This is a genomic window from Collinsella sp. SGI.241 (assembly GCF_050312955.1).
Taxonomy (GTDB): Bacteria; Actinomycetota; Coriobacteriia; order Coriobacteriales; family Coriobacteriaceae; genus Collinsella.
Genome location: NZ_JBNPKM010000005.1, coordinates 81,531 through 108,333, shown reverse-complemented (window position 1 = coordinate 108,333; position 26,803 = coordinate 81,531). Strand labels below are relative to the sequence as shown.

At 59.4% G+C, this 26,803-nt stretch carries 19 protein-coding genes; 17 read left to right on the top strand and 2 right to left on the bottom strand.

The genetic code is table 11. The annotated features are described in order from the left end of the window. Positions 1-3: 3 nt before the first annotated feature. The gene (locus ACQQ92_RS03670) at positions 4-1,470 is read left to right on the top strand and encodes a PTS transporter subunit EIIC (protein ID WP_427795832.1); all 1,467 of its coding nucleotides are present in this window, start codon (positions 4-6) and stop codon (positions 1,468-1,470) included. Between the two features lie 252 nt (positions 1,471-1,722). Here the strand turns inward: ACQQ92_RS03670 and rlmD are convergent, their stop codons facing one another. Together rlmD and ppk1 are read right to left on the bottom strand one after the other, a co-directional pair. Next, on the bottom strand, positions 1,723-3,051 hold the full coding sequence (gene rlmD / locus ACQQ92_RS03665; RefSeq protein WP_427795815.1) for a 23S rRNA (uracil(1939)-C(5))-methyltransferase RlmD: 1,329 nt from the start codon (positions 3,049-3,051) through the stop codon (positions 1,723-1,725). A gap of 86 nt (positions 3,052-3,137) precedes the next feature. Further along, complete coding sequence (gene ppk1 / locus ACQQ92_RS03660; RefSeq protein WP_427795814.1) at positions 3,138-5,546, bottom strand: polyphosphate kinase 1; 2,409 nt, start codon at positions 5,544-5,546, stop codon at positions 3,138-3,140. A 549-nt stretch (positions 5,547-6,095) separates the two neighbouring features. Here ppk1 and arcA (ACQQ92_RS03655) point away from each other — a divergent pair. The 16 genes from arcA (ACQQ92_RS03655) to murD all read left to right on the top strand — a co-directional run bounded on the left by arcA (ACQQ92_RS03655) (position 6,096) and on the right by murD (position 26,785). Further along, positions 6,096-7,337, top strand: coding sequence for an arginine deiminase (arcA, locus tag ACQQ92_RS03655; protein WP_427719164.1), 1,242 nt, complete (start codon positions 6,096-6,098; stop codon positions 7,335-7,337). Positions 7,338-7,600: 263 nt separating this feature from the next. Beyond that, positions 7,601-8,725 carry an aminotransferase gene (locus ACQQ92_RS03650; protein ID WP_427795813.1) on the top strand — a complete coding sequence of 375 codons (1,125 nt, stop codon included), beginning with the start codon at positions 7,601-7,603 and terminating at the stop codon, positions 8,723-8,725. A gap of 578 nt (positions 8,726-9,303) precedes the next feature. Beyond that, positions 9,304-10,545: an arginine deiminase gene (gene arcA, locus ACQQ92_RS03645; RefSeq protein ID WP_427719164.1), complete on the top strand. Its 1,242-nt coding sequence runs from the start codon at positions 9,304-9,306 to the stop codon at positions 10,543-10,545. A 104-nt stretch (positions 10,546-10,649) separates the two neighbouring features. Beyond that, a complete protein-coding gene (argF, locus tag ACQQ92_RS03640; RefSeq protein WP_154515223.1) occupies positions 10,650-11,645 on the top strand; it encodes an ornithine carbamoyltransferase in 996 nt (331 codons plus the stop codon). Between the two features lie 138 nt (positions 11,646-11,783). Continuing rightward, entirely contained in the window at positions 11,784-13,271 is a 1,488-nt protein-coding gene (locus ACQQ92_RS03635; protein ID WP_427795812.1) for a YfcC family protein, read from the top strand. 353 nt (positions 13,272-13,624) lie between these two features. Continuing rightward, positions 13,625-15,106 carry a DUF1846 domain-containing protein gene (locus tag ACQQ92_RS03630; RefSeq protein ID WP_154515227.1) on the top strand — a complete coding sequence of 494 codons (1,482 nt, stop codon included), beginning with the start codon at positions 13,625-13,627 and terminating at the stop codon, positions 15,104-15,106. 193 nt (positions 15,107-15,299) lie between these two features. After that, positions 15,300-15,683, top strand: coding sequence for a hypothetical protein (locus tag ACQQ92_RS03625; protein WP_154515229.1), 384 nt, complete (start codon positions 15,300-15,302; stop codon positions 15,681-15,683). Positions 15,684-15,863: 180 nt separating this feature from the next. After that, positions 15,864-17,525, top strand: coding sequence for a CTP synthase (locus ACQQ92_RS03620; RefSeq protein ID WP_154515231.1), 1,662 nt, complete (start codon positions 15,864-15,866; stop codon positions 17,523-17,525). Between the two features lie 2 nt (positions 17,526-17,527). Then, complete coding sequence (xerD, locus tag ACQQ92_RS03615) at positions 17,528-18,469, top strand: site-specific tyrosine recombinase XerD (protein WP_427747788.1); 942 nt, start codon at positions 17,528-17,530, stop codon at positions 18,467-18,469. Positions 18,470-18,932: 463 nt separating this feature from the next. Beyond that, a complete protein-coding gene (locus ACQQ92_RS03610; protein ID WP_035137949.1) occupies positions 18,933-19,367 on the top strand; it encodes a division/cell wall cluster transcriptional repressor MraZ in 435 nt (144 codons plus the stop codon). A 20-nt stretch (positions 19,368-19,387) separates the two neighbouring features. Continuing rightward, the gene (rsmH, locus tag ACQQ92_RS03605; RefSeq protein ID WP_154515233.1) at positions 19,388-20,353 is read left to right on the top strand and encodes a 16S rRNA (cytosine(1402)-N(4))-methyltransferase RsmH; all 966 of its coding nucleotides are present in this window, start codon (positions 19,388-19,390) and stop codon (positions 20,351-20,353) included. Between the two features lie 90 nt (positions 20,354-20,443). Continuing rightward, entirely contained in the window at positions 20,444-20,914 is a 471-nt protein-coding gene (locus tag ACQQ92_RS03600) for a hypothetical protein (RefSeq protein WP_427719178.1), read from the top strand. A 260-nt stretch (positions 20,915-21,174) separates the two neighbouring features. Then, positions 21,175-22,797 carry a peptidoglycan D,D-transpeptidase FtsI family protein gene (locus ACQQ92_RS03595; protein WP_427795811.1) on the top strand — a complete coding sequence of 541 codons (1,623 nt, stop codon included), beginning with the start codon at positions 21,175-21,177 and terminating at the stop codon, positions 22,795-22,797. A 124-nt stretch (positions 22,798-22,921) separates the two neighbouring features. Continuing rightward, a complete protein-coding gene (locus tag ACQQ92_RS03590) occupies positions 22,922-24,346 on the top strand; it encodes a UDP-N-acetylmuramoyl-tripeptide--D-alanyl-D-alanine ligase (RefSeq protein WP_427795810.1) in 1,425 nt (474 codons plus the stop codon). 3 nt (positions 24,347-24,349) lie between these two features. After that, positions 24,350-25,369 (top strand): phospho-N-acetylmuramoyl-pentapeptide-transferase, encoded by a 1,020-nt coding sequence (mraY, locus tag ACQQ92_RS03585; protein WP_154515238.1) that lies wholly within the window; start codon positions 24,350-24,352, stop codon positions 25,367-25,369. Positions 25,370-25,378: 9 nt separating this feature from the next. Continuing rightward, the gene (gene murD, locus ACQQ92_RS03580) at positions 25,379-26,785 is read left to right on the top strand and encodes a UDP-N-acetylmuramoyl-L-alanine--D-glutamate ligase (protein ID WP_427794730.1); all 1,407 of its coding nucleotides are present in this window, start codon (positions 25,379-25,381) and stop codon (positions 26,783-26,785) included. Positions 26,786-26,803: the final 18 nt, after the last annotated feature.

Genomic DNA, 26,803 nt, shown 5'->3' with positions numbered 1-26,803 from the left:
AATATCACTAAGGAGAAAATAACGGCTGAAAAATACGACGATCTGGCCAGATCCATACTCGAGAACGTAGGCGGCGCCGAGAACGTCTCCAGCGTCGCGCACTGCATCACGCGCGTGCGCTTCAAGCTCAAGGACGAGTCCCGCGCCAACACGGCCAAGATCGAGGCCCTCAAGGGCGTCATCCAGGTCATCCAGGCCAACGGCCAGTACCAGGTGGTCGTGGGTAACATCGTCGAGGACGTCTACGACGCGGTCCTGGAGGCCGGTAGCTTCTCGGGCGGTGCAAGCGCCGACGACGAGCCCCAGGGCGATAAGACCGTTGCCTTCGTCATCATCGACCTCATCTCTGGCATCTTCCAGCCCATCCTGGGACCGCTTGCCGCCGCAGGCATCATGAAGGGACTGCTTGCCCTCATCACCTACTTCGTCCCAGCCTTTGCAAACGACGGCCTCTACACGCTGCTCTACACCGTGGCTGACGGCTTCTTCTGCTTCCTTCCCGTCGCCCTGGCGTTCAGTGCCGCGCGCAAGTTCCGCATGAACGAGTTCACCGGCGTGGCAATCGGCGTGGCGCTCCTCTACCCGACGATGGTCGCCCTGACCTCGGGCGAGGCGCTCGGCAGCATCGACCTCGGCGTGGCCGGCACGTTCTCGTGGTACGCCACCGCCCTCGGGGTCCCCATCATCATGCCCGTGTCCGGCTACGTGAGCTCGGTGATTCCCGTCCTTCTCATGGTGTGGTTCGGCTCTATCATTGAGCGCTGGCTCAAGAGCTGGATGCCGGCTGCGCTCAAGATGTTCCTCGACCCGCTCGCCACGATGACGGTCTCCATCGTCTTGGGCTACCTCGTCATCGGCCCGGTGGCCACCCTCATCACCAACCTGCTGAGCGCGGCGTTCTCGTTCATTTTCCAGCTTCCCGTGGTTGGTTCCGTCTTGGGCAGCGCCCTGGTCGGCGGACTGTGGATGTGCCTCGTCATCTTTGGCTTCCACTGGAGCCTCATCCCCATCTCCATCATGAACCTGAACACCCTCGGCCACGACAGCGTGCTGGCCGCCACCATCGGCCACGGGTTCGCGCTCGGAGCGGTCATCTTTGCCATGTATCTCAGAAACAAGGACGAGCGCTTCCGCGGCATCGCCCTTCCCGCGATGATCTCCGCCTTCTTCTTCGGCGTCACCGAGCCGGGTATCTACGGCATCGCCCTCCCCAACAAGCGCGCGTTCGTCGTGGCATGCCTGAGCTCCGCCGTGGGCGGCGCCATCGTGGGAATGACGGGCGCCCTCATGTACATCTCGGGTGGCCTCGGTGTCTTCAACATGCTCAACTTCATCGACGGGACCCCTGGTGGCGCCGGAATCTCCCACATGATCTTCGCGATCATCGCCTCGCTCGTCTCTGCCGTCCTGGCCTTCGTCATCGAGTTCATCACCTACCGGCCCAACGACGACGAGGAAGGCGCCTGCTAGCTTGGGCCCTTCTCGACCAGCTCTATGTAGTTGAGGGCAGTTGAGGTGGGTGAGGGCCGAGGGCGGTCGAGGCGGCCGCCCTCGGTCCGGGACAACCTGCCAGAAGGCGTTTAGCTTTCTCGGGCGGCAGTTCAATGTCCAAGAAATGGGGGGCGGTTTAATTTCGGGACGGGGATTAAATAATCATTCGGAACAAATTTATTTTTATCCCCGTCCCAGAAAAATCATCGGGTGTGGTCTTGGGCAAACAGTCTAGTTGCGCTTGAGATGGGCGACGGTTTCGCAGTGGAAGGTTTGCGGGAACAGGTCGACCGGCGTGATCTTGACGGGGGAGAAGGTGCCTTCCTCGACAAAGCGCTTAAGATCGCGTGCCAAAGTCGCCGGATCGCAGCTCACGTAGGCCACGTCGCGGGCGCTTGTGCTGGCGATGAGGTCGATTGCCTCGGGTGCCAGACCTGCACGCGGCGGGTCGACCACCAGGACATCGGCATCCTGGTCGGGGAACTCGCGCACGGCATCGCCGCCGATGACATCGACGTTATCGAGCTTGTTGATCTCGAGGTTGCGGCGCAGGTCGCGCACGGCCGGGCCGTAGGCCTCGATGGCGGCAACAAAACCACAGCGGCGGGCGAGCGGCAGGGTAAAGGTGCCGGCGCCGCAGTACAGGTCCATGGCAAGCTCGTCTTCTTGCGGGTCGAGCGCCTCCATGACAAGCTCGATCAAAATCTCGGCGCCCTTGGTGTTGACCTGGAAAAACGATGGGGCCGAAAGGCGCATCTGGCCGTCGGCGATGTTCTCGGTCCAGGAGCCCTCGCCGGCGAGCATCTCCACCTTGGAGACGCGGCGGGCCTTCTTCTCGCCCTTGCTCATGACGCGCACTACGCTCGTGGGGCGAGCGGCGTCTGCCAACACGCGCGAGACCTGCGAGCGCGGGAAGGAGCCCGTGGGCGTCCAAAGTGCGACCTCGAGCGCCTTGGTGCGACGCGAAGCGCGAATGCCCACGCGCTCCAGACCCAGATCGTGACTGCCGCTCAGATAGTTGAGCGCGCCGACGACCGATTTGAGCGCCTTGGGAAAACGCTTATCGAACAGCGGGCACGAATCTACGGTGACGATCTTGCTGGGATCGACGCCGTGCATGCCAAGGCGAACGCGGCCGTTAACGAGGGTGGGCTCCAGCTCAATCTTGTTGCGGTAGCCCCAGTCGTCCTTGGTGTGGCGGATGGGCTGGACAAGATCGTTGACCTGCTCGGGGGCGAACTTGCCAATGCGCTCGAGCGTGGAGCGCAGGTTTTGCTCTTTGGCGGCAAGCTGCGCGGTGCGCGAGAGATTGCCCCACGAACAACCGCCGCAGACGCCCACGAAGGGGCAGGGGGGCTGAATGCGATCGGGGCCCGGCTCCAGAATCTCGGTCGTGCGGGCGCGCATAAACGACTTGCCGTCCTGCACGATCTCGGCCTCGACGGTGTCGCCTGCCACGGCGCCCTGCACAAAGACGGCCTTGCCGTTGTCGGCGTGCGCCAGTCCGTCGGCGCCGTAGGTCATCGATTCTATGGTGAGCTTCATGTTCCTGCCTGTCATTCGCGGTATTGTTCGCAACCATGGTAGCAGTGAAAAGCGCCCCGTATTTGGGGTATTCCTCAAATACGGGGCGCTTCTACAAACGTCTATTTCGTCTTGCCGGTAATGAGCGTCTTAAGGCCTAGGCCGATCAGGCCCAGTCCCATGCGCACGCGACCGGGGCGATGGCGCTCGATGGTCTTGGTCTTGCCAGCGGGCTTCTCGCGGCGGGCGCCCTTCTGGGACGCGGGGTTGGCCGTCTGCGGTTGGGGCCGAGGAGCAGGCTCGGACTCAGGCTCTATGACGGTTGCCTGAACCTTCTGGACCTCGGGTGCGGCCGGCTGCGGTTCGAGCTCAGGCTTGGATGCGAGCGTAGGTTCTGCCTTGGCGACGGCCCCGGCGTTGCGATAGGCACGCTCCAGCAGAGCTTCCTGCGAGTTGAAGGGCTTCTCGCCTTCTTTGCGCTCCACGGGAATCCAGGTGCCGTCACTCGTCAGACTGCGTGCCTTCACGTTGTCGCGCAGCTGCATGCCCATGTACTCGTGCACCTGGGCGCGGCAGGTGGGGTCGAGCACGGGGAAGGCGATCTCCACGCGGTGCTCGGTGTTGCGCGTCATCATGTCTGCCGAGCTCAGGTAGATCATATCCGAGTCCACGCCAAAGGCATAGACGCGCGCATGCTCCAAAAAGCGTCCGACGATGGAGCGCACGTGCACGTTCTCGGTCTTGCCCGGAACACCGGGCTTGAGGCACGAGATACCGCGGATGATCATTTCCACGCGCACACCGGCACACGATGCCTCGGCGATCTTGTCGATGACCTCGCGGTCGGTAAGCGAGTTGAGCTTAAAGAACACGCGGGCGGGCTCGCCGACAAGGGCACGCTGAATCTCGCGGTCCAGGCCGCGCATGATGAGCGGCTTGAGGCCCACGGGCGCCACGCCCAGGAAGCGGTAGTCGCCGCGCAGGTTGCCCAGCGACAGGTTGCGGAAGAACAGGTTAGCGTCCTCGCCGATGCCGGGATGCGCGGTCATGAGCATAAAGTCGCTGTAGAGCTTGGCCGTCTTCTCGTTAAAGTTGCCGGTACCCAAAAGCGTCAGACGGGTAAGCGCCATGCCCTCGCGATAGGTGAGCTGGCAGATCTTGGAATGGCATTTAAAGCCCTCGGAGCCGTAGATAACGGTGCAGCCGGCCTCTTCCAGCCGCTCGGCCCATTCGATGTTGTTTTGCTCGTCAAAGCGGGCGCGGAGCTCCATGAGCACTGTAACCTCTTTGCCGTTTTCGGCAGCATCGATGAGCGACTCGCACAGGCGGCTTTGTTTGGCCACGCGGTAGAGCGTGATGCGAAGCGAGATGCACTCGGGGTCGTAGGCTGCTTCGTGCACCAGGTCCAAGAACGGATTCATGGTCTCGTAAGGGTAAAAGAGCAGCTTGTCGTGCTGCAGCACCTGATCGCGGATGGAGCGGGTCATATCGATGGTGGGGTTGGGCTGTGGCCTAAACGGCGTAAAGAGCAACTCGTTTCGTAGATGCTCGGGTATTTTGCCCTCGATGCCAAAGACATAGCCCAGGTTGAGCGGGATATCGCAGGTAAAAACCGAGCGGCGCGAAAGCTCGAGCGCTTTGCGGATGGTCTTGAGCGTTGGCTTTTCGAGCGAGCCCGATACGGCGAGCACCACCGGCTGCAGGCGCAGGCGCTTCTTGAGGATGCGCTTCATGTGCTGGCGGTAATCCTCTTCCTCCTCGACGCCCTCGCCGTCCGGATCGATGTCGGCGTTGCGGGTGACGCGGATGAGCGCGCGGTCGAGCGGCTTATAGGAGCCGAAGCAGGTGTCCAGGCAGGCGAGGATGACGTCCTCGAGCAGAATGTAGGAGTAGGTGCCGGTGGGCGAGGGGATTTCGACCACGCGGTTCATCGAGGCGGGAATCTCGATAAGGCCCAGCAGGCTCTCCTCGTCGGTGATGCCGTCCAGGCCACAAGCCAGATAGAGCGCGCCGTTGCGCAGGTTGGGGAAGGGATGGCGCGGGTCGATGACCAGCGGCGAGATGACCGGTGATACGTAGGCCTGGAAGTAGCGGGTTACAAAGGTATGTTCCTCGGGCGTAAGCGAATCGATGCGGGCGCGGTGAACGCCCAGAGTGTCGAGCTTGTCCTCGATGCTCTTAAAGATCGACTCCCAGCGGGTAAGGAGCCCGGGCAGCTCTGCCATGACAGCATCGACCTGTTCGGAGGCGGTCATATTGCTCTTGTTGTCGACGGGCTGTTTTTTGAGCTCTGCCAGATCGGACAAGCCGCCCACGCGCACCATGAGAAACTCGTCGAGGTTTGACTCGAAGATCGAGACGAACTTAAGGCGCTCGAACAGTGGCACAGACTCATCGAAGGCTTCGTCGAGTACGCGGTTATCAAAGCGCAGCCAGCTAAGCTCTCGATTTTGCGTATACGAGAAATCGCGCGGTTTCTTGCGCAGCTTGGCGGTGTTCTGCTTCTTTTCGATTTTGCTCGGCATATGCATCTGTCCGTTCAGTCCCTACAGGGGACGGTAGCCTAACACTATTTCTTATTGTCTCAATTTAGTCGACCTATGGCGCGGACGTATCGCGCGAACGGTATCTTTACCTACATATTACGCTGACGATCCGAAGCACTAACGTCCGGTGCTTTGAGCAAGCGATCTATATCCTCACTCAACTGGTGAGAATGTATGAATAAGAATGATAGCAAGCTGAATATAATCGAATTTAGGTCGAATCGAGGACAAGCGTCATTTATATGCAGAAAACCGTTTTCGCTATGCAATTTTGAATCATGGATAACTTTGAGTGTTCAATCTTGATTTCCTAGAAAAATAACGTTTACCTAGGAAAATCTGCTTTATGAAACTGAAGTGCATCATGGGAAATCGTATGCGATATACCGTTCATCGTACTTTGTTGACCGTTCGGGGGCGAGGTGGAATTGCGGTTGATATTTGGATATAACTAGAGCTGTCAGCAAGCAGCGCTCCATACGGAGGGGCGCTGATACATTTGGCCAGTAAGGCCCGAAAGAAAGGTAGGAGGCCATGACGAAAGGTCTGCACGTGCCTTCCGAGATCGGCAAGCTCAGGAAGGTCTGCCTGCACCGTCCCGGCGACGAGCTCCTCAACCTGCCGCCCGACGAGCTCGAGCGGCTCCTGTTCGACGACGTCCCGTTCCTGGAGGTCGCGCAGCAGGAGCACGACACCTTCGCCCAGATCCTGAGGGACCAGGGCGTCGAGGTGCTCTACCTCGAGAACCTCGTCGCCGAGGTGTTCGACCAGGTCCCCGGCGCCCGCGACGAGTTCACCGACCAGTACATCGCCGAGGCCGGCATCCGCGGGAAGCACATGCCGCAGATCGTCCGCGAGAAGCTGGACTCCATCGAGGACAACCTCGAGTTCGTCAAGAAGACCATGGCCGGCATGACCAAGGCCGAGATCGAGATGCCCCTCACGGCCTCCACGACCCTCGACTCCCTGGTCAACTCCGAGTCCGAGTCCGACCTGATCATCGACCCGATGCCCAACCTCTACTTCACCCGCGACCCGTTCGCGGTCGTCGGCGAGGGCGTCAACCTCAACCGCATGTACTCGGTCACCCGCAACCGCGAGACCCTGTACGGCAAGTACGTCTTCAAGTACCACCCCGACTACAAGGATGTCTCCCTGTACTTCCGCCGCGACTGCCAGTTCCACACCGAGGGCGGCGACGTGCTGAACATCAACGAGAAGACCCTCGCCGTCGGCATCTCCCAGCGCACCCAGGCCGCCGCTATCGACGTCATGGCCCAGAACATCTTCTGGAACTCCGACTCCAAGGTCGAGCGCATCCTGGCCTTCGACATCCCGGTCTCGCGCGCCTTCATGCACCTCGACACGGTCTTCACCCAGATCGACGTCGATAAGTTCACGATCCACCCCGCCATCATGGGCACCCTGCGCGTCTACGAGCTGACCGCCGGCAAGAACCCGGGCGACGTGAACATCCGCCTGATCGAGGACACCCTCGAGCACGTCCTGGAGGACGCCACCGGCGTCGACCAGGTCAAGCTGATCCCCTGCGGCGGCGGCGACCCGATCGCGGCCTCCCGCGAGCAGTGGAACGACGGCTCCAACACCCTGTGCGTCGAGCCCGGCAAGATCTGCGTCTACGCCCGCAACACCGTCACCAACGACGTGCTGTACAAGGAGGGCCTGGACCTTCTCGTCGTGCCCTCCGCCGAGCTCTCCCGCGGCCGTGGCGGCCCGCGCTGCATGAGCATGCCCTTCTGGCGCGAGGACCTCTAAGGTTTTCAAAGACCCGTACAGGTCTTAATACAAACATCTAGCTGCCATTAGATGTCTCCCAATGGGGCGGTGCGGGTTTTCGCACCGCCCCATTCTTGTTTAATGAAGCTCAATTAACATCAGATAAGGTGGCCCATATGACTAGGGGCAGTCACGTTGATACCCCCCCCAACGGTGTCGGCTTCTTTGCCTTTTGGGCATCATCTCGATTCCCATGACCTTTGCCGGCATCACCCCCGTGTTCTAGCGATTGGAGCCTAGCCATGGATATCAAGACAATCGGCGTTGAGGAATGGCTCAACGTTTGGGAGAAGAGCGCTACGTGGGATATCGCCCAGTCGACGATCTCGTCGCTTACCATGGGCGAGTTGCGCGCGCTCGACGAGCAGGACGGCGCTACCTTCTACGAGCGCCTGGACCGCGAGAAGATGAACTACGGCTGGATCGAGGGCTCGCCCGACTTTAAGGCCGAGGTCGCCAAGCTCTATCGTCGCGAGGTCAATCCCGATCACATTCTGCAGACCAATGGCTGCACGGGTGCCAACCTCAACGCCATCATGGCCGTGGTCGAGCCCGGCGATCATGTCATCGCCGAGTGGCCTACCTATGCGCCGCTCTATGAGATTCCGCGTTCGCTCGGCGCCGAGGTCGAGTATTGGGAGCTTCGCGAGGAGCTCGGCTGGAAACCCGATATCGAGGAACTCAAGCGCCTCGTTCGCCCCAACACGAAACTCATCTGCATCAATAACGCATCGAACCCCATCGGTACGGTGCTTGATGCCGATACGCTCGGTCAGATTGCCGAGATTGCCCGTTCGGTGGGCGCCTACGTGCTGTGTGACGAGGTATATCTGCCGCTCGAGAACACCGAGTCCTTTATGTCGATGGCCGACGTGTATGAGAAGGCCATTGTCACCAACTCGGTATCTAAGACCTATTCGACGCCTGCAGCCCGCGTGGGTTGGGTCGTGGCCGACGAAGAGGTGTCCAATCTCATCCGCACCTATCGCGATTACACCATGATCTGTGGCGGCGTGTTCAACGATGCCCTGGCGACCTATGTGCTTGAGCACAAGGACAAGATTCTCGAGCGCAACCGCAAGATCGTGTCTGGCAATCGCGATATCGCGCAGGCTTGGATCGATACGCAACATCGCGTTTCCTGGACGGCCCCGCAGGGCGTGTCTACCTCGTTTATCCAGCTTGATATTCCCGAGGACGACGAGGAGTTCTGCAAGCGCCTGTTGTCCGAGAGGGGAGTGCTGCTGGTGCCCGGCAGCCGTTTTGAGCTTCCCTGCGGCGCACGCCTGGGCTACTGCGCGAGCGAAAATGTTCTTCGCGAGGGCTTGAGGCTTCTAGGCGAGGCACTGGCCGAGTTCGATTGCTAATCTCTTGAGGCCCGCGAAGGCCTAAACCTTACTTGGCCCTAGGTGTACCGAATGCAGACCCGCCCCTTTTGGGGGCGGGTCTGTTTGTCTTTGCCGCCGGAAAAGTCAAGTTGTTACAAATGGAGACGCAAGATCGATCGGGTATTCGACGGGCCTTATACTAAGCTTCCGGTGAACGGTATTCAACGTCTGGTAAACGGTAATCTGTTTGCAAAAAATGAATAGGAAGAACTTTTTTTTGAATAAAACTTAAAATGGTTGAGATGCAGCAAGAATTGCGAATTCTATTCATATCGTTGCGCGAAATATGCAATCTGAGGGTGGTTTAACAAAGTTTAGTTCCATTTGATTTTTGGATTGAAAACGCGTTTAAGCACGTAAATACACTTTATTAAGATGAAGTGTGCCATGCGTGAAGTATATGTGTATGCCGTTCACCCCCTATAAAAAACCGTTCGGGGGCAAGGTGGAAGTATGGGTTGATTTTGGATATAAATATGTCGTCAGCAATAACGCCTCACACGGAGGGGCGCTAACGAATCGGCCCTGACAAGGGCCCGAAAGAAAGGTAGGAGGCCATGACGAAAGGTCTGCACGTGCCTTCCGAGATCGGCAAGCTCAGGAAGGTCTGCCTGCACCGTCCCGGCGACGAGCTCCTCAACCTGCCGCCCGACGAGCTCGAGCGGCTCCTGTTCGACGACGTCCCGTTCCTGGAGGTCGCGCAGCAGGAGCACGACACCTTCGCCCAGATCCTGAGGGACCAGGGCGTCGAGGTGCTCTACCTCGAGAACCTCGTCGCCGAGGTGTTCGACCAGGTCCCCGGCGCCCGCGACGAGTTCACCGACCAGTACATCGCCGAGGCCGGCATCCGCGGGAAGCACATGCCGCAGATCGTCCGCGAGAAGCTGGACTCCATCGAGGACAACCTCGAGTTCGTCAAGAAGACCATGGCCGGCATGACCAAGGCCGAGATCGAGATGCCCCTCACGGCCTCCACGACCCTCGACTCCCTGGTCAACTCCGAGTCCGAGTCCGACCTGATCATCGACCCGATGCCCAACCTCTACTTCACCCGCGACCCGTTCGCGGTCGTCGGCGAGGGCGTCAACCTCAACCGCATGTACTCGGTCACCCGCAACCGCGAGACCCTGTACGGCAAGTACGTCTTCAAGTACCACCCCGACTACAAGGATGTCTCCCTGTACTTCCGCCGCGACTGCCAGTTCCACACCGAGGGCGGCGACGTGCTGAACATCAACGAGAAGACCCTCGCCGTCGGCATCTCCCAGCGCACCCAGGCCGCCGCTATCGACGTCATGGCCCAGAACATCTTCTGGAACTCCGACTCCAAGGTCGAGCGCATCCTGGCCTTCGACATCCCGGTCTCGCGCGCCTTCATGCACCTCGACACGGTCTTCACCCAGATCGACGTCGATAAGTTCACGATCCACCCCGCCATCATGGGCACCCTGCGCGTCTACGAGCTGACCGCCGGCAAGAACCCGGGCGACGTGAACATCCGCCTGATCGAGGACACCCTCGAGCACGTCCTGGAGGACGCCACCGGCGTCGACCAGGTCAAGCTGATCCCCTGCGGCGGCGGCGACCCGATCGCGGCCTCCCGCGAGCAGTGGAACGACGGCTCCAACACCCTGTGCGTCGAGCCCGGCAAGATCTGCGTCTACGCCCGCAACACCGTCACCAACGACGTGCTGTACAAGGAGGGCCTGGACCTTCTCGTCGTGCCCTCCGCCGAGCTCTCCCGCGGCCGTGGCGGCCCGCGCTGCATGAGCATGCCCTTCTGGCGCGAGGACCTCTAAGTCTTTCCGTTTCCGGTGCGGTCCCCCTACAACCGCACCGGTTTCGCCCGTCAAACGGGCAACACGAATACTTGCGTAATTCATTTTTCGAAAGGAAACGAACCATGGGTGTTAACCTCTCCGGCCGTAGCTTCCTCAAGCTCCTCGACCTCACCACTGAGGAGATCGAGTACCTGCTCAAGCTCTCCAAGAACTTCAAGGACATGAAGCGCGCTGGCGTTCCGCATCGCTATCTCGAGGGCAAGAACATCGTTCTGCTCTTCCAGAAGACCTCCACTCGCACCCGCTGCGCCTTCGAGGTCGGCGGCATGGATCTGGGCATGGGCGTCACCTACCTCGATCCGGGTTCGTCGCAGATGGGCAAGAAGGAGTCCATCGAGGACACCGCCCGCGTTCTCGGCCGCATGTATGACGGCATCGAGTTCCGTGGTTTTGCCCAGGACGACGTCGAGGAGCTCGCCGCTAAGTCCGGCGTGCCCGTGTGGAACGGCCTGACCACTGAGTGGCATCCCACCCAGATGCTCGCCGACATCCTGACCGTCCAGGAGAACTTCAACTACGACATCAAGGGCAAGACCCTCGTCTTCATGGGCGACTGCAAGAACAACGTTGCTCGCTCCCTCATGGTTGTCTGCTCCAAGCTCGGCATGAATTTCGTGGCCTGTGGCCCCGAGGAGTGCATGCCCGCTGACGACGTCATCGAGGCCTGCAAGCCCATCGCCGAGGCTAACGACTGCACCATCAAGCTGACCACCGACGTCAAGGACGGCGTCACCGGTGCCGACGTTATCTACACCGACGTGTGGGTCTCCATGGGCGAGCCTGACGAGGTCTGGGCCGAGCGCATCGCTCAGCTCACCCCGTATCGTGTCACCTCCGAGGTCATGGCTATGGCCAACCCGGGTGCCATCTTCCTGCACTGCCTGCCCAGCTTCCACGACACCAACACCACGATTGGCGCCGAGAAGTGCGAGCAGTTTGGCATTACCGAGCAGGAGGTCACCGACGAGGTCTTCGAGAGCCCCGCTTCCAAGGTTTTCGACGAGGCCGAGAACCGCATGCACACCATCAAGGCTGTCATGTACGCAACGCTCAAGTAAGAGCCTTTAAGCATTTCGCTCGGGGTGTATTGCTGCACACCCCGAGCGGTTTGTCTGGTAAATATCTTGCGTCGGGCGGTGGGCACGGCACGGAAGATCCGCTTCGCGCGAGAAAGTTAAATGATTTATGAAGGGGGGATGAGAACTATGACTGAGACCGCTAAGAAAAAGCGCGGTATGCCTTCATCGTTCACCATTCTTCTAGCTCTGCTGGCAATTGTTGCAGTGATTACCGTTATCGTCTCCGGCACGTCCGGCGGCGCTGTTACTGCAGCCCGTCTGAGCGATTTCTGCACCGCCCCGATCCTGGGCTTCGCTGACGCTCTGCCCGTCTGCCTCTTCGTTATGATCCTGGGCGGCTTCCTCGGTATGATGACCGAGACTGGCGCTCTGGACAACGGCATCGCCGTTCTGGTGCAGAAGCTTAAGGGCAACGAGATCATGCTCGTTCCTGTCCTTATGCTCATCTTCTCCCTCGGTGGTACCACCTATGGTATGTGCGAGGAGACCGTTCCCTTCTACGCCCTGCTCGCCGCTACCATGATGGCTGCCGGCTTCGACCCCATGGTCGGCGCCGCTACCGTCCTGCTCGGCGCTGGCTGCGGCTGCCTGGGCTCCACGGTTAACCCGTTCGCCGTCGGCGCTGCCGTCGACGCTCTGACCGGCGTTGGCATTGAGGTCAACCAGTCCATCATCATCGGCCTCGGTGCCGTCCTGTGGATTGTTACCACGGCCATTTCCATCTTCTTCGTCATGGGCTATGCCAAGAAGGTCAAGGCTGACAAGGGTTCCACCATCCTGTCGATGCAGGAGCTCAAGGATGCCGAAGAGGCTCACGGCAAGGCTGCTTCCGAGGTTAGCAAGGAGGTCAAGCTCACCGGTCGTCAGAAGGGCGTTCTGATTGCCTTTGCCTTCACCTTCGTCGTCATGATCGTCGGCTTCATTCCGCTGGCCGACCTCAACGAGGGCGTCGCCAACTTCTTTGACGCTGGCGCTGTCTACGATGCCGACGGTAACACCGTCGTCCAGGGCTGGTCTGCCCTGATCACCGGCCTGCCCATTGGCCAGTGGTACTTCGACGAGGCTTCCACCTGGTTCTTCCTCATGGCTATCCTGATCGGTATCATCGGTGGCCTGTCCGAGAAGCAGATCGTTAACACCTTCATCACCGGTGCCGCCGACATGATGTCCGTTGTTCTCGTCATCGCCCTCGCCCGTGGCATCTCCGTCCTCATGGCCAACACCGGTCTCGACGTCTACGTCCTCGACGCTGCCGCCAGTGCCCTGGCTGGTCTGTCCGGCGTGATCTTCGCTCCCATGAGCTTCCTGGTCTACTTCGGCCTGTCCTTCCTGATCCCGTCGACCTCTGGTATGGCTACCGTCTCCATGCCCATCATGGGACCGCTGGCTGTTAAGCTCGGCTTCTCGCCCGAGGTCATGGTCATGATCTTCTCCGCCGCCATCGGTGTCGTGAACCTGTTCACCCCGACCTCCGGTGCCATCATGGGCGGTCTCGCCCTGGCCAAGATCGAGTGGACGACCTGGCTCAAGTTTGCCCTTAAGCTCATCGTCGTTCTCTCCGTCGTCTGCGCCATCATCCTGACCGTCGCCTGCGTGTTGATCTAAGTACCCAACGGGTGCCCCACGGAAACCTTGACGATCCTGTAGAGGATCACTTGGTCATCGTCTGTCCGGTGGGGTCAACCCACCGGTAGACTCCTACCTTTAGCCCCCTCCCGTTCCGTGCGCGGGAGGGGGCGCTCGCTGACTTATGCTCAACCTGCGATGTTGCCATTGTTGGTGCAGGGGAAGTGCGTTTGGGCAGCTAATTTGGGACGGGGCTTTTTTGACTACCCTTTATGTGGGGGTAGTCAAAAAAGCCCCGTCCCAAATTAGCTGCTCCGGCCTCGTCGGTGGGGGAGGGTCTGCTCCGCTATAATCGCCTAGGACATTAAATGGAAACGGGACGGGAGCCATACATGCGCCAGGGTTTCGACAACGCGAAGTATATCGAGCTGCAGGCTGCTCACATTAAGGAGCGCATCTCGCAGTTTGGCGGCAAGCTGTATTTGGAGTTTGGCGGCAAGCTGTTCGATGACTATCATGCGAGCCGCGTGCTGCCGGGTTTTGAACCGGACAGCAAGTTCCGCATGCTCAAGAGCATTGCCGACGACGTCGAGGTCATCATCGCAATCAATGCGAACCATATCGAGAAGAACAAGGCCCGTGGCGACTTGGGCATTACCTATGACGAGGACGTCCTGCGTCTGGTCGATCTGTTCCGCGGGAACGGATTTGCCGTTGCCGCTGTGGTCATCACGCAGTATGCCGGTCAGCCCGCTGCCGACGTCTTCCGCAATCGTCTAAACGCGCTCGGCATTCCCGCCAAGCTGCACTATCCCATCGAGGGCTATCCGCACGATGTCGACCTGATCGTTTCTGATGAAGGCTACGGCAAGAACGAGTTTGTCGAGACCACGCGTCCGCTCGTTGTCGTGACGGCGCCCGGCCCTGGCTCGGGTAAGCTCGCCACCTGCCTGTCGCAGCTGTATCACGAGCACAAGCATGGGACCGCTGCCGGCTATGCCAAGTTCGAGACCTTCCCGGTCTGGAATCTCCCCCTCACGCATCCGGTGAACATTGCCTATGAGGCTGCCACGGCAGACCTCGATGACGCCAACATCATCGACTCGTTCCACCTTGAGGCATATAACAAGACCACGGTCAACTACAACCGAGACGTTGAGGCGTTCCCGGTTGTTCGCGCCCTGATGGAAAAGATCTTGGGCGAGAGCCCCTATCAGAGCCCCACGGACATGGGCGTCAATATGGTCGGTTTTGCCATTACCGATGACGATGCATGCCGAGATGCCTCCAAGATGGAGATCGTGCGCCGCTATTTTGCCGCGGTTGAAAGCGTGCGCCGTACTGGCGTGGGCGATGAGCAGGTCGACCGTCTCAAACTCATTATGAAAAAAGCCGGCATCGACAAGAACTATTCGCCGGCACGCTCGGCTGCTCTCACCAGGGAGCAACTGACGGGCGGTCCCGTGGGTGCCATGGTGATGCCGGACGGTTCGGTAGTGACCGGAAAGACCTCAACGCGTCTGGGTGCCGCGAGCTCGCTCATCATGAACGCGCTTAAGCATGTTTCGGGCGTCGATCTTGAGCTCGAGGTCATCAGCGATGAGGCGATTGAGCCTATCAGCAAGCTCAAGACGCATTTCCTTGGCAGCAAAAACCCGCGTCTCCACACCGACGAGACGCTCATGGCGCTCTCTATCACCTCGGCCACGAGCGAGACGGCTACTCGTGTTCTTTCGGGTCTTGAGCAGCTGCGCGGCTGCGACGCCTTCTTTAGCGTGATTATCTCGCCTACGGACGAGACGGTGCTGCGCAAGCTGGGCATTAACGTGTGCTGTGAGCCCAAGTTTGAGCGCCGCGGCTTCTTCCATCGCTAAGATTGAGATGAGACGCCGTATCGGAGTGCGCACCCGATGCGGCGCTTAGGGGGTTTTAGGGCTTAATTTGCCGAAATTTAGGCCGTTTACCTGCCCAAAAGCGATTTGCGCGGTATACAATTACCTCAGTGGATACATCTTTTGCGGGGCTACCCATGATGGATGTTGCCGGCCATCGAGGGATGCGCCGGTCATGCGCGGTGCTTTTGATGCTCGTGCTCGGTTTGAGGAGGCTGCCATGGCGGGCAAGGGTCGTGCGAGTGTCAACGATATGAAGCGTGTCGAGGTGCTGGTGCTGATGGAGATTGCTCGGCAATCTAAGGGAAACGGTGTGCCGTACGGTTTCTCGCGCAAGACACTCTCCGAGTGCGTAGGGGTTTCGCCGTATCGTGCCCGCGCTGCAATCGACCGTTTGGATTCTGATGGCCTTATCGAGGTCGTTTCTCGTTATAACGATGATGGCGGCCAGCTTGCAAACGGCATATGCCTGACCGGGCGAGGCGAGTGGTACCTTAAGGGTGTTCGTGCCGGCATGCTTGTTCAAGATATGTTGAAGGATGAGACTGCCGATCGGTAACAACACGGCAGTTTCGACGAGCCTGCACCGCCCAAAGCTACTTGGGCGGTGTTTTGTTTCGAGATGGAGAAATGCGGGCATGCGGGTGAAAAATAGCGAGCGGCTTGCTTTTCGAGTATTACAATGAAGACCCGTAAGATGTGAATGGAAAACTTCTACGGGAAGCGCAGGTAATTCAATATGACCAAGCATGTGTTTGTAACCGGCGGCGTAGTTTCGTCCTTGGGTAAGGGCATCACCGCGGCCTCGTTGGGCCGTCTGCTCAAGTCACGCGGCTACAAGGTGACGATGCAGAAGGCCGACCCGTATCTGAACGTCGACCCCGGCACCATGAGCCCGTTTCAGCATGGTGAGGTCTTCGTGACCGAGGATGGCTACGAGTCCGACCTGGACCTGGGCCATTATGAGCGCTTTATTGACGAGAATCTTACCCGTGATTCCAACTTTACGACCGGCGCTATCTACAAGAGCCTGATTGCCCGCGAGCGTCGCGGTGACTTTTTAGGCGGCACCGTTCAGGTGATTCCGCACGTCACCAACGCCATTAAGGATAAGTTCCGCCGCATCGAGGAGCAGACCGGTTCCGACGTGGTCATCACCGAGCTGGGCGGCACGATTGGCGATATCGAGTCGCAGCCGTTCGTGGAGGCCATCCGCCAGTACCGTAAAGAGGCCGGTCCCGAGAACGTCTGCTACATCCACGTGTCGCTCGTCCCCTATATCGCCGCCGCGCATGAGGTCAAGACCAAGCCCACGCAGCATTCGGTCAAGGAGCTTCGCAGCTTTGGCATTCAGCCCGACATCATTGTGCTGCGTTCTGATCACCATATCGACGATGCCATCCGTGGCAAGATTGCAAGCTTCTGCGACGTCGATACCGACTGCGTCTTTACCAACGAAGATTGCGCGAGTATTTACGACGTGCCGCAGCTGCTCGCCGAGCAGGACTTTGACCTGCGCATTTGCGAGCGCCTGGGCTTGGACCCGCGCGAGCGCGACATGAGCGAGTGGAACGAGTTCCTGCGCAAACAGAATCATGCCAACCACCATGCCGACAAGGTCAAGATCGCCGTTGTGGGCAAGTATACCCAGCTCCCCGATGCCTACCTGTCGGTCATCGAGGCCCTGCATCATGCAGGCGTTTTCTATGATCGTCATGTGGACGTGCAGCTGGTCGACGGCGAGAGCCTCGACGAGCAGAACGTCTCCGAGGTGCTGGGCGACGCATCGGGCATTTTGGTGCCCGGCGGCTTTGGCAAGCGTGCCCTGGAGGGCAAGATTCTTGCTGCCGAGTTTGCTCGCGAGCATAAGATCCCGTATCTGGGCATTTGTCTGGGCATGCAGGTCGCCGTGTGCGAGTTTGCCCGCAACGTGGTCGGCCTTGCCGGCGCTAGCTCCTCCGAGTTCGATCCGGACGGTCCGTTTAGCGTAATTGACCTGATGAGCTCGCAGGAGGACGTGACCGAGAAGGGCGGCACCATGCGCCTGGGCGCCTATCCGTGCAAGCTCGCTGCCGATACCCTTGCGCGCGAGGCCTATGGCGAGGAGCTTGTCTATGAGCGCCACCGTCATCGCTTTGAGTTCAACAATGCCTTCCGCGACCAGCTCGAGGACGCGGGTTTGGTTATCTCGGGTCTTTCGCCTGACGAGCGTCTGGTCGAGATGGTCGAGCTGCCGCGTGACGTGCATCCGTGGTATGTGGCCACCCAGGCCCACCCCGAGTTTAAGAGCCGTCCGACCAAGCCGCAGCCTCTGTTCCGCGAGTTCGTGCGCGCCTCGATTGGCCAGCACGAGGGTGTCGATCGCCTGCAGGTGACGCCCATGAACCTCGCGACGGACTAAGGGTGTCAGCGAACGAAAGACATACCGAAGATACTCCCTCGTTGCTCGATACGGTGACGGGGGAGTATCTTGATTACCTTGCGGTCGAGCGAGGCTTGGCGCGCAATACGATTGCGGCATATCGTCGTGACTTGACGACTTACTGTTCCTACCTGGAGCGGGCCGGTGTTGAGTCCTTTGAAGGCGTGAACCGTCAGATAATAGAGGGTTTTGTCGGTGATCGGCGCGACGGGGGCTACTCCGATGCCTCGGTGGAGCGTGCAGTTGCGGCCGTGAAAGGTTTGCATGCCTTTTTGGTTCGCGATGGAATCGTCGCCCAAAACCCGACGGCTGCACTGCGCCTGCCCAAAAAGGCGGAGCGCCTTCCGGAGTGTCTCTCGGTAGGGGATGTCTCGGCGCTCCTCGACCAAGATTTCCCGGAAGGGGAGATGGGTTTGCGGGACCATGCCATTTTGGAAGTGCTCTATGGATGTGGCCTGCGCGTGAGCGAGTTGGTGGGGCTCGATGTAGGCGACGTTCATTTTGACGACGGCTTTGTGCTGGTGCGCGGCAAGGGCTCGAAGGAGCGGCTTGCCCCACTCGTGGGAAGTGCCGCACGGGCTATGGCTCAATATATTGCTGATGGGCGTCGGCGCCTGGCCGCTCATGCCCGCGGGTCAAAGACGCCGGCAGTCTTTTTAAATAAGAACGGTGGTCGCCTGTCGCGTCAGAGTGTTCACGTCATATGCGAGCGATACGGGCGTCAGGTGGGACTGGTGGGGCTTCATCCTCATACCTTGCGTCACTCCTTTGCGACCCATATGCTTGCGGGCGGTGCCGACCTGCGCGTGCTACAGGAGATTTTGGGACATGCCGACATTTCGACCACACAGGTCTACACGCATGTCGACCGTACGCAGCTGACCGAGGTCTACCTGGCGGCTCATCCGTTGGCGCATCGCTAGCGACTCTTTGACCTGCATATTTACAACTAATGGGGGACGGACCCCAGGTTGTCGTGACGCGGTTTTGTGCGCGTATCGGCAATCTGGGGTCCGCCCCATCTTTTGTCTTGCGCCGATGCGCCGGTGGGTCGCGCGTGACGTTGGTGGGGAAGTTTGGGGGGCGATGTGAACGGCGCGTAAAGGGACACAAAATTCGCCTCAAGGTCAACTTGAAGGTTGAGGTTGAAAGCCGGGCTGCTACAGATGGCATCCCGGCTTTGCTGTAAACACAACATATTGTGTTTTCGAACATATGAACGAGGGTGTTTTACAGCATATAGAGGGTGGAGTGGTGGGGTGTTGTGGGGGAAGGTGTGGGGAAAGATGTTGAAAAATGGGGCAGTTCCCCATATTATTAATGACGTCGACAGGCGGGGTGGTTCCCCGCGTACGTGCCATCTGAGTAACCGAGGGGAGGGCGCACATGGGAATGACGGGTGCATACGAGCGCAATCTCGATGCAAAAGGTCGTCTGTCCCTGCCTGCACCCCTTCGCGAGGAGCTTGGAGAGCATGTTCGCGTGTTCAAAGCCCTGGATGTCGATGCTCTGTACGTGTTCTCTGCCGAGGCCTTCGATAAGTGGGTCGAAGGACTCTTCGCGGGTCGTGAGGGCCACGAGGGTTTTAACCCGCGTGACATCAACGACCAGAAACTCATGAGGGCGATCAACAAGCGCACCACCTCGATGGATGTGGACAGCGCCGGTCGTATCGGTCTTTCTGAGTCTCTCCGCAAGCAGGCGAACCTCGACCGCGAGGTCACGGTTGTGGGCAACTACGACCACCTCGAGGTTTGGGACCGTGCTACGGCCGATGAGGACGATGACGATGAGGCTCTGCTGGACCTCTTCTTCTCGTAAGGGCAAGGCATGAGTAACGGATGGAGCGTGGGATCTTGACACAAGAATATCGGCATGAACCTGTCATGCTCGGCGAAGTGCTTGAGTCGCTGCAGCTAAAGAGCGGATCTGTCGTCTGCGATTGCACCCTTGGCGGTGCCGGTCATTCGGTAAAGATGGCCGCGCAGGTGGGGGAGACGGGTCTTTTGCTTGGCGTCGATCAGGACGACATGGCCCTCGAGGCCGCTGGTGCCCGTCTGGACCGCGAGGTCCCCGGCGTCCCGCATCAGCTGCTGAAGGGCAACTTTGGCGACTTGGACGAGCTGCTTTGCTCGGCCGAGGTGCCCGGGGTCGATGGCTTCCTGTTCGACTTGGGCGTTTCGTCACCGCAACTCGATATCCCTGGCAGGGGCTTTTCGTATAACGAAGATGCCCCATTGGACATGCGGATGGATCCGGGTAACAACACCCTAAACGCAGCTGAGGTCATCAACACCTATAACGAACACGACCTCGCCCGGATTCTACGCGTCTATGGCGAAGAGAAGTTCGCCTCGCAGATCGCACGCGAGATCGTGCGTCGACGCGAGTCCGAACCGATTGAAACCACCGGTCAGTTTGTCGAGATCATCAAGGCTGGCATTCCGGCTGCCGCTCGTCGGCATGGCGGACACCCGGCCAAGAAAAGTTTCCAGGCCATTCGCATCGAGGTCAATCATGAACTCGATGTGCTCGAGAGAGGACTTGACGCCGCCACCAGGTGGCTCAACCCGGGCGGACGCATCTGCGTCATCTCGTATCACTCGCTCGAGGACCGTATCGTAAAGAACCACTTTAAGGAGATGAGCCAGGGGTGCACGTGTCCGCCGGAGATTCCGGTGTGCGTGTGCGGCAACGTGCCGATACTCAAGGTCATCACCCGCAAACCCTTGGTTGCCCAACCCGATGAGGTTGCGCGCAACCCTCGGGCGAGATCAGCCAAAATCCGCGTGGCGGAGCGCTTGTAGCGTTACGCGCGCGATATTGGACCTCCCGCTCGCACCATAAACGAAGCTTAAACACACTACCAACGTACTCGGGATGGGAGGCGGCATATCATGGGCTACAACACCTCAAACGCAGCACTCGCCTATGATATGAACGCCATGCCCGCCTACCGCGAGGCACCGCAGGCGCCCGCTGCTCCTCGTGAGCAGCGCACACCGCGCTTTGATGTCTACACGGGCGCGGGCCGTCAGGCAAACCAGGCGGTAAGCCCGGTTTTCATGAGCGTTCTTAAAACGTTTTGCATCATTGCGGCTATCTTCATGACGATTGGCGTCGCCCGCGTGGCGCTTGCAAGCGTTACGGCCCAGGTGCTCAACAGCAACGCCGAGCTTACCAACACGCTCGAGAAGGCGACCGATGAGAGCTCTGACCTTGAGGTCATGCACTCTGTTTATGGTGCCGATACGCGCATTCGCGATCTTGCGGGCGCTTATGGCATGGTGGAGCCCAGCGAGAGCGTTACACTTGATTTTTCGCAGGATGCAGCCGCGGGCGCTAGCTCGGCTGCGGCTGTCCAGTAATAAGACGGTAGCTGAGTATGACAAATGATTATCGCCGCGGTCCAGACGGGAGTCGCGGGCAGGGACGTCCCTCTTCGCGGGGACGTTCTGGTTATCAAGGATCGGGTCGGTCATCTTACAACTTGGGGTCGAATCGTGGCAACGACCCAACGTCGCGCCTTCGCGGCTCGGATGACCCTCAAGTACGCAATAGCAGATCGAATAGACGATCTTCGACCGAATGGCTTACGGGGACGCCATTGCCTCGCCGTAATGTCGTCATGGGTTGTATCGGTTTGGGCCTGGCTGCGGGCGCCATCCGCCTTGCCGACTACCAGATCGTAAATGCCGATGAGTTGCGCGGGCGCGCCGATGCTCGACGCCTGCTTGCGGAGACGCTTTACGCCAAACGCGGCACGATTTACGACCGAAACGGCAACGTGCTGACGTCGTCGGTCGAGTGCAGCAATGTCGCCGTGAATCCACAGCTGATCGAGGATGTCGATAAAACGGTATCGGCCTTGGTTAAGGCGACTGGAATCGATAAGAAGACTTGCCGCAAGCTGGTTCAGTCCGATGGCACCTGGGTGTATATCAAGCGCCAGGTGGACGAGGACGATGCCGCGGCATTGAAGAAGAAAAATCTGCCTGGCGTGCTCTTTGAGCAGGCGATGAAGCGGGTGTATCCATACGGCAATCTGGCTTCGCAGGTTCTAGGCGTGGTGAACGTTGACAACGTGGGCCTAACGGGACTTGAAAAGCAATATGACAAATTGCTGACCGGAACAAACGGCACGCTGGTACGAGAGCGCGCGAGGGACGATAGCTATATTGCGGGTGGCGCCTATAAAAAGGTCGCCGCCATCGATGGCGTTGACATCGTGACGACGCTGGATGTCAATATCCAGCGTGCAGCAGAGGACGCTCTGGCGGAGGCGGTCGAGAAGACCAAAGCCAAGAACGGTTCGGCTTTGGTGACAGACCCTACTACCGGCGAGATTCTGGCCGCCTGTTCGTATCCGACCTACGACCCGACCAATTTGGAGAACGCCAAGACCGAGGATATGAACTTGCGCTTGGTCACCGATGCGTATGAACCCGGTTCGGTCTTTAAGACGCTCGTTGCAGGTGCGGGTTTCGACTTGGGCGTCGTGCGCTCGAGTACGTCGTTTGAGGTGCCGGCGAGCATTAAGGTCGGCGACGATACCGTCACCGATGCCGATAAGCGTGACTACGCCATGACCATGGATGTGCGCGAGATGATGCGCCGCTCATCCAATGTTGGCTTTGTATTGGTCGGGCATAAGATCGGCGCGGACGATTTTGCCGCGTACGTGGACAAATGGGGCGTTGGACACAGTTCGGGTATCGATTTTCCCGGCGAGAGCCTTGGCATTGTCAAGGAGCGTGACCAGTATGACGGCGCCACGTTGGGCTCGATGAGTTTTGGCCAAGCGCTGTCTGTCTCGCCGATCGAGATTGCGCGCGCCGTGGGCGGCATTGCCAACGACGGCGTGATGATGACGCCGCACTTTTTTAAATCCAGCAAAGGCGAGGAGAAGGACTGGGGTGAGGGCGAGCAGGCGATTTCTGAGGATGCCGCCGCCCAGGTGATATCGTGCATGCAGACGGTCGTTTCCGAGGGCACGGGTGTCGGGGGCGCCGTCGACGGTTACGACGTGGCGGGTAAGACCGGTACGGCCGAGCGCGCCGATGAAAAAGGCGGCTACCTCAAAGCGAGCTATATGTCGTCCTTTATGGGGTTTGCCCCGGCGCAAGCACCCAGGGTTTTGTGCTATATCACGCTCGACGGAACGCCGAGCGGTTCGGATGCTGCCGCCGTGCCGTTCCAGGTCATTATGGCTAACGCGCTCGATGTGTTGGGTATCCCACGCACCAAGTAGGGGGTTACAATCCTGAAAAGGTCTGTCGATTAATCTGGAGGGTGTTCACATGCCCTGCACCACGCATGCGTGGCGCTGGGATACAATACGCCGATAGCATTATTAGGTTTACAGGGGAGCTGCAATGATAGAGATCGCCGTCAACCACCTCGCGGCCGCAACAGGGGCCCGAACCGTGACGGGAGAAGCCGATCGGGTATGCCGTGGGTGCGTTATCGACTCGCGCCAGGTTGAGGAAGGCACGATTTTTGTTGCCTTTCCGGGTGAAAAAGTCGACGGAAACGACTTTGCTTCCCGCGCCATCGAATCGGGCGCCGGCGCTGTTGTGATGACGCGCGAGCCCAACGCCGAGCTTGTATCGCTGGCTCAGCGTAAGGGCTGCGCCATCCTACACACCGATGATCCCGAGGAATTTTTGCTGCGCCTGGCACATGCCTATCGCACGCAGCTTGGCTGCCTCGTGGTTGGCATTACCGGCTCTATCGGTAAGACGACGACCAAGGATGTCCTTGCGGCAGTGCTTGCCAAGCGCTATCGCGTTTGGGCCACCAAGGGTAATTTCAACAATCTGATCGGTATGCCGCTCACGGTTTTGGCCGCTCCTGCCGACACCGAGGTGCTGGTTCTCGAGATGGGTATGAACCATTTTCACGAGATCGAGCGCCTTTCTCGGTCCGCCAATCCCAACCTTGCCATCGTGACCAAGATCGGCACCTCTCATATTGGAATCCTGGGCAGTCGCGAGAATATCGCCCGCGCTAAGTCCGAGATTGTTGGGGGCATGTGTGCCGCCGACGACCTTCTCCCGTTGCTGGTTTTGGGCGGCGAAGACGACTTCACCCCGTTCATTCGTGAGACGTTTGCCGAGCCCGCGGGTATCGACGTGATGCTGGCGGGTGTTTCGGATGTTGATGAGGTTTGCGCCCGCGGCATTCACATTGATGATGAGGGCCGCCCGGTCTTTACGCTTGACTTTGGCATGGGTGAGTCCGTTGACACCATGCTCGCCATTCCCGGCGTCCAGTCCGTTCCCAATGCCGTTAAAGCCGCCGCAGTTGCCTATCGTTTGGGTGTGACCCCCGAGCAGATCGATGCTGCCTTTAGGGGTATCGCGATTACCGGTCATCGTCAGGAGATCAAACACGCCAAGAGCGGTGCCCGCATTATCGACGACTCGTATAACGCCAGCGCCGAATCCATGGCTGCTGGCCTTGACCTGCTGTGCTCGCTTTCGTGTTCTGGCTCTCGAATGGCGATTCTGGGCGAGATGGGCGAAATGGGCGACGAGGCCCCCCGCATGCATGAGCTGGTGGGCGCCTATGCCGCGGCTAAGAAGCTCGATATGCTGGCGTGCGTGGGCGGTGAGCTGGCCGCTCGTATGGCCGAAGCCGCGCGCATGATGGGCATGGACGAGGACCGCATCCAGGTGTTCTCCGATTATCAGCAGGTGCTCGACCGTATGGCCGGCGCACTTGAGAAACATGACGTTGTGCTGGTCAAGGGCTCTCGCTTTGTCGAGCTCGACCGCTTTGTGGAAGGTGTGTGCTAGCCCATGTTCGGGAACCCCGCGTATCCTACATACCAGGCCTTTTTGGGACTTGGCATCGCCGCCGCCATTGCGCTGCTGCTCATGCCGTGGTGGATCAAGCTTCTTAAGGTCGAGGGTATCGGCCAGCAGGTCCGCGCCGATGGACCCAAACGCCACCTGATTAAGCAGGGCACGCCCACCATGGGCGGCGTTGTCATTCTCGTAGCCGTTTCGCTGACGTGCCTTTTGATGGGCAAGCTCACCACCGAGCTTGTGCTCGTGCTGCTTGCCACGCTTGCAACCGGCGTTCTGGGCCTTATCGATGATTTGACCTCTGTCACGCACGGTCGTTCGCTCGGCCTGACGCCCCACGCCAAGATGATCGGTCTCACCATCATCTGCGTCACGTTTACCGTGCTTGCCGTCAGCTGGTGCGGCGTTGCCCCCGAGATTCGTTTTCCCGGCGGTCTGACGATTGACCTCGGTATCTTCTCGACCACCATTGGTGGCCTTACCTTTCCGTGGCTCTATATCGTCTTTTGCTGGCTGATGATCGCCGGTCTTTCTAATGCCGTGAACCTGACCGATGGCCTGGACGGCCTTGCCGGTGGCACCTCCATGATTGCCATGCTTGCCATGGCTGCCATGGCGTTTTTGCACGGTGACGTAAACCTGTCTATCTTCTGTACCGCATGTGCTGGTGCTTGCCTGGGCTTCCTTTGGTTCAACTGCTATCCGGCGAGCATCTTTATGGGTGATACCGGCTCTCTTGCCTTGGGTGCAGCCTTTGCCTGCACGTCCATTATGACCAACACCGAGGTCGTCTCGCTCATCATCGGCGGCCTGTTTATCGTCGAGACCCTGTCGGTCATGATTCAGGTCGTCTACTTCCACTTTACGCATAAGCGCGTCTTCCTTATGGCGCCCATTCATCATCATTTCGAGAAGAAGGGATGGGCCGAGACTAAGGTCGTCATCCGTTTTTGGATTGTCGCTGCCGCTTTTGGCGCTCTGGGCCTTGCCCTGTTTTTCCAGTTGGGATAGTGGTTTTTCATGCCTCTTGCAGATTCCTTTAGCCTGCTCGTCTTGGGCCAGGGTAAGTCCGGTCTTGATGTCGCTCGCTGGGCGCTTGCGCACCCCGAGCGCGTGAGTACCGTTACCGTGTACGGTGGCGGCACGTCCGAGCCTAATGATGCCACGCGCTCGCTCGAGGCGCGCGGGGTATCGTTTGTCTACGGAACCGAGCAGGTCGAGGGCGCGTTTGATGTATGTGTGACGTGTCCGGGCATCTCGGAGTTCTCGGCATTCTTTAAGGCTGGCCGCGATCACGCTGTCCAGATCATGGGTGAGCCCGAGTTTGCCTACCGCCTGTCTCCCCAAAATTGGATCGCCATTACGGGCACCAATGGCAAGACGACCACCACGTCGCTGACCGACTACCTGCTTAAGGCAGCGGGCGAGGCGAGCGTTGCTGTCGGTAATATCGGTGAGCCTCCGGTGAACGAAATCGACGACCGCGCGCATAACGAGTGGTTTGTAGCTGAGCTTTCGAGCTATCAGATCGCAACGACCCAGGAGCTTCACCCCCGTGTGGCGGTGCTGCTCAACATTACCCCCGACCATCTGGGCTGGCACAAGAGCCATAAGAACTATGCGCTCGCCAAGATTAAGCTCTTCGAGAATATGGTCGATGATGACCTTGTGGTTATCGACGTCGAGGATGCCGGTATCCATGAATTCGATGAGTATGTCTACACGCCGGGTCGTCGCATCTGCAAGGTCGCCTTTGACGAGCCTGCGGGCGAGGACGCCGCATTTGTGCGCGATGGCAAGATGGTCATTCGCCTGAAGGGCGTCGAGACCCCGCTCATCGCCACGTCCGAGCTCAAAATCTCTGGACATCACAATGTCATCAATGCCCTGTGCGCTGCCACGGCTGCCCTGGCCGTCGGTGCCGATGTCGACGGTGTGTGTCGCGGCCTGGCCTCATTCCAGCCGCTGGAGCACCGCGTTGAGCCCTGTGGCGAGATCGATGGCGTGCGCTACGTCAACGATTCCAAGGCAACGAACACCGATGCGGTCGAAAAGGCCCTGACGGCGTTTCCCGACGACGACGTGATCTTGCTGCTCGGTGGTCACGATAAGGGCACGCCACTCGAGTCCTTCGCCCGCGTTGTCATGGACAACGTGCGATCGGTCGTCTGCTTTGGCGATGCGCGCGAGCGCTTTACCGCCGCTATGGACGAGGCCGATGTCGATGGTGACGTTGATATCGCTCAGGCTGACGACCTGCGCGACGCCGTCGACGTTGCCCGTTCGCTGTCGAGCCGAGGCGACGTGATCCTGCTTTCTCCCGCCTGTTCTTCGTTCGATGAGTTCTCGGGCTACGAGGAGCGCGGCCGCGTGTTTAAGGACTACGTGGCCCAGCTTGCCGCCGCAGCGAAATCGCAAATGGAATAGGGGCCGCCGGTGAGAGAG

What these genes read in the sequence shown, in the direction of transcription:
- ACQQ92_RS03635 (WP_427795812.1), top strand. Translation starts at nt 11,784, where the DNA reads ATGAGAACTATGACTGAGACCGCTAAGAAAAAGCGCGGTATGCCTTCA.
- rsmH (WP_154515233.1), top strand. Translation starts at nt 19,388, where the DNA reads ATGGAGCGTGGGATCTTGACACAAGAATATCGGCATGAACCTGTCATG.
- ACQQ92_RS03625 (WP_154515229.1), top strand. Translation starts at nt 15,300, where the DNA reads ATGCGCGGTGCTTTTGATGCTCGTGCTCGGTTTGAGGAGGCTGCCATG.
- argF (WP_154515223.1), top strand. Translation starts at nt 10,650, where the DNA reads ATGGGTGTTAACCTCTCCGGCCGTAGCTTCCTCAAGCTCCTCGACCTC.
- murD (WP_427794730.1), top strand. Translation starts at nt 25,379, where the DNA reads ATGCCTCTTGCAGATTCCTTTAGCCTGCTCGTCTTGGGCCAGGGTAAG.
- arcA (WP_427719164.1), top strand. Translation starts at nt 9,304, where the DNA reads ATGACGAAAGGTCTGCACGTGCCTTCCGAGATCGGCAAGCTCAGGAAG.
- ppk1 (WP_427795814.1), bottom strand. Translation starts at nt 5,546, where the DNA reads ATGCATATGCCGAGCAAAATCGAAAAGAAGCAGAACACCGCCAAGCTG.
- ACQQ92_RS03620 (WP_154515231.1), top strand. Translation starts at nt 15,864, where the DNA reads ATGACCAAGCATGTGTTTGTAACCGGCGGCGTAGTTTCGTCCTTGGGT.
- ACQQ92_RS03650 (WP_427795813.1), top strand. Translation starts at nt 7,601, where the DNA reads ATGGATATCAAGACAATCGGCGTTGAGGAATGGCTCAACGTTTGGGAG.
- mraY (WP_154515238.1), top strand. Translation starts at nt 24,350, where the DNA reads ATGTTCGGGAACCCCGCGTATCCTACATACCAGGCCTTTTTGGGACTT.
- ACQQ92_RS03610 (WP_035137949.1), top strand. Translation starts at nt 18,933, where the DNA reads ATGGGAATGACGGGTGCATACGAGCGCAATCTCGATGCAAAAGGTCGT.
- rlmD (WP_427795815.1), bottom strand. Translation starts at nt 3,051, where the DNA reads ATGACAGGCAGGAACATGAAGCTCACCATAGAATCGATGACCTACGGC.
- arcA (WP_427719164.1), top strand. Translation starts at nt 6,096, where the DNA reads ATGACGAAAGGTCTGCACGTGCCTTCCGAGATCGGCAAGCTCAGGAAG.
- ACQQ92_RS03630 (WP_154515227.1), top strand. Translation starts at nt 13,625, where the DNA reads ATGCGCCAGGGTTTCGACAACGCGAAGTATATCGAGCTGCAGGCTGCT.
- ACQQ92_RS03600 (WP_427719178.1), top strand. Translation starts at nt 20,444, where the DNA reads ATGGGCTACAACACCTCAAACGCAGCACTCGCCTATGATATGAACGCC.
- ACQQ92_RS03595 (WP_427795811.1), top strand. Translation starts at nt 21,175, where the DNA reads ATGGGTTGTATCGGTTTGGGCCTGGCTGCGGGCGCCATCCGCCTTGCC.
- ACQQ92_RS03590 (WP_427795810.1), top strand. Translation starts at nt 22,922, where the DNA reads ATGATAGAGATCGCCGTCAACCACCTCGCGGCCGCAACAGGGGCCCGA.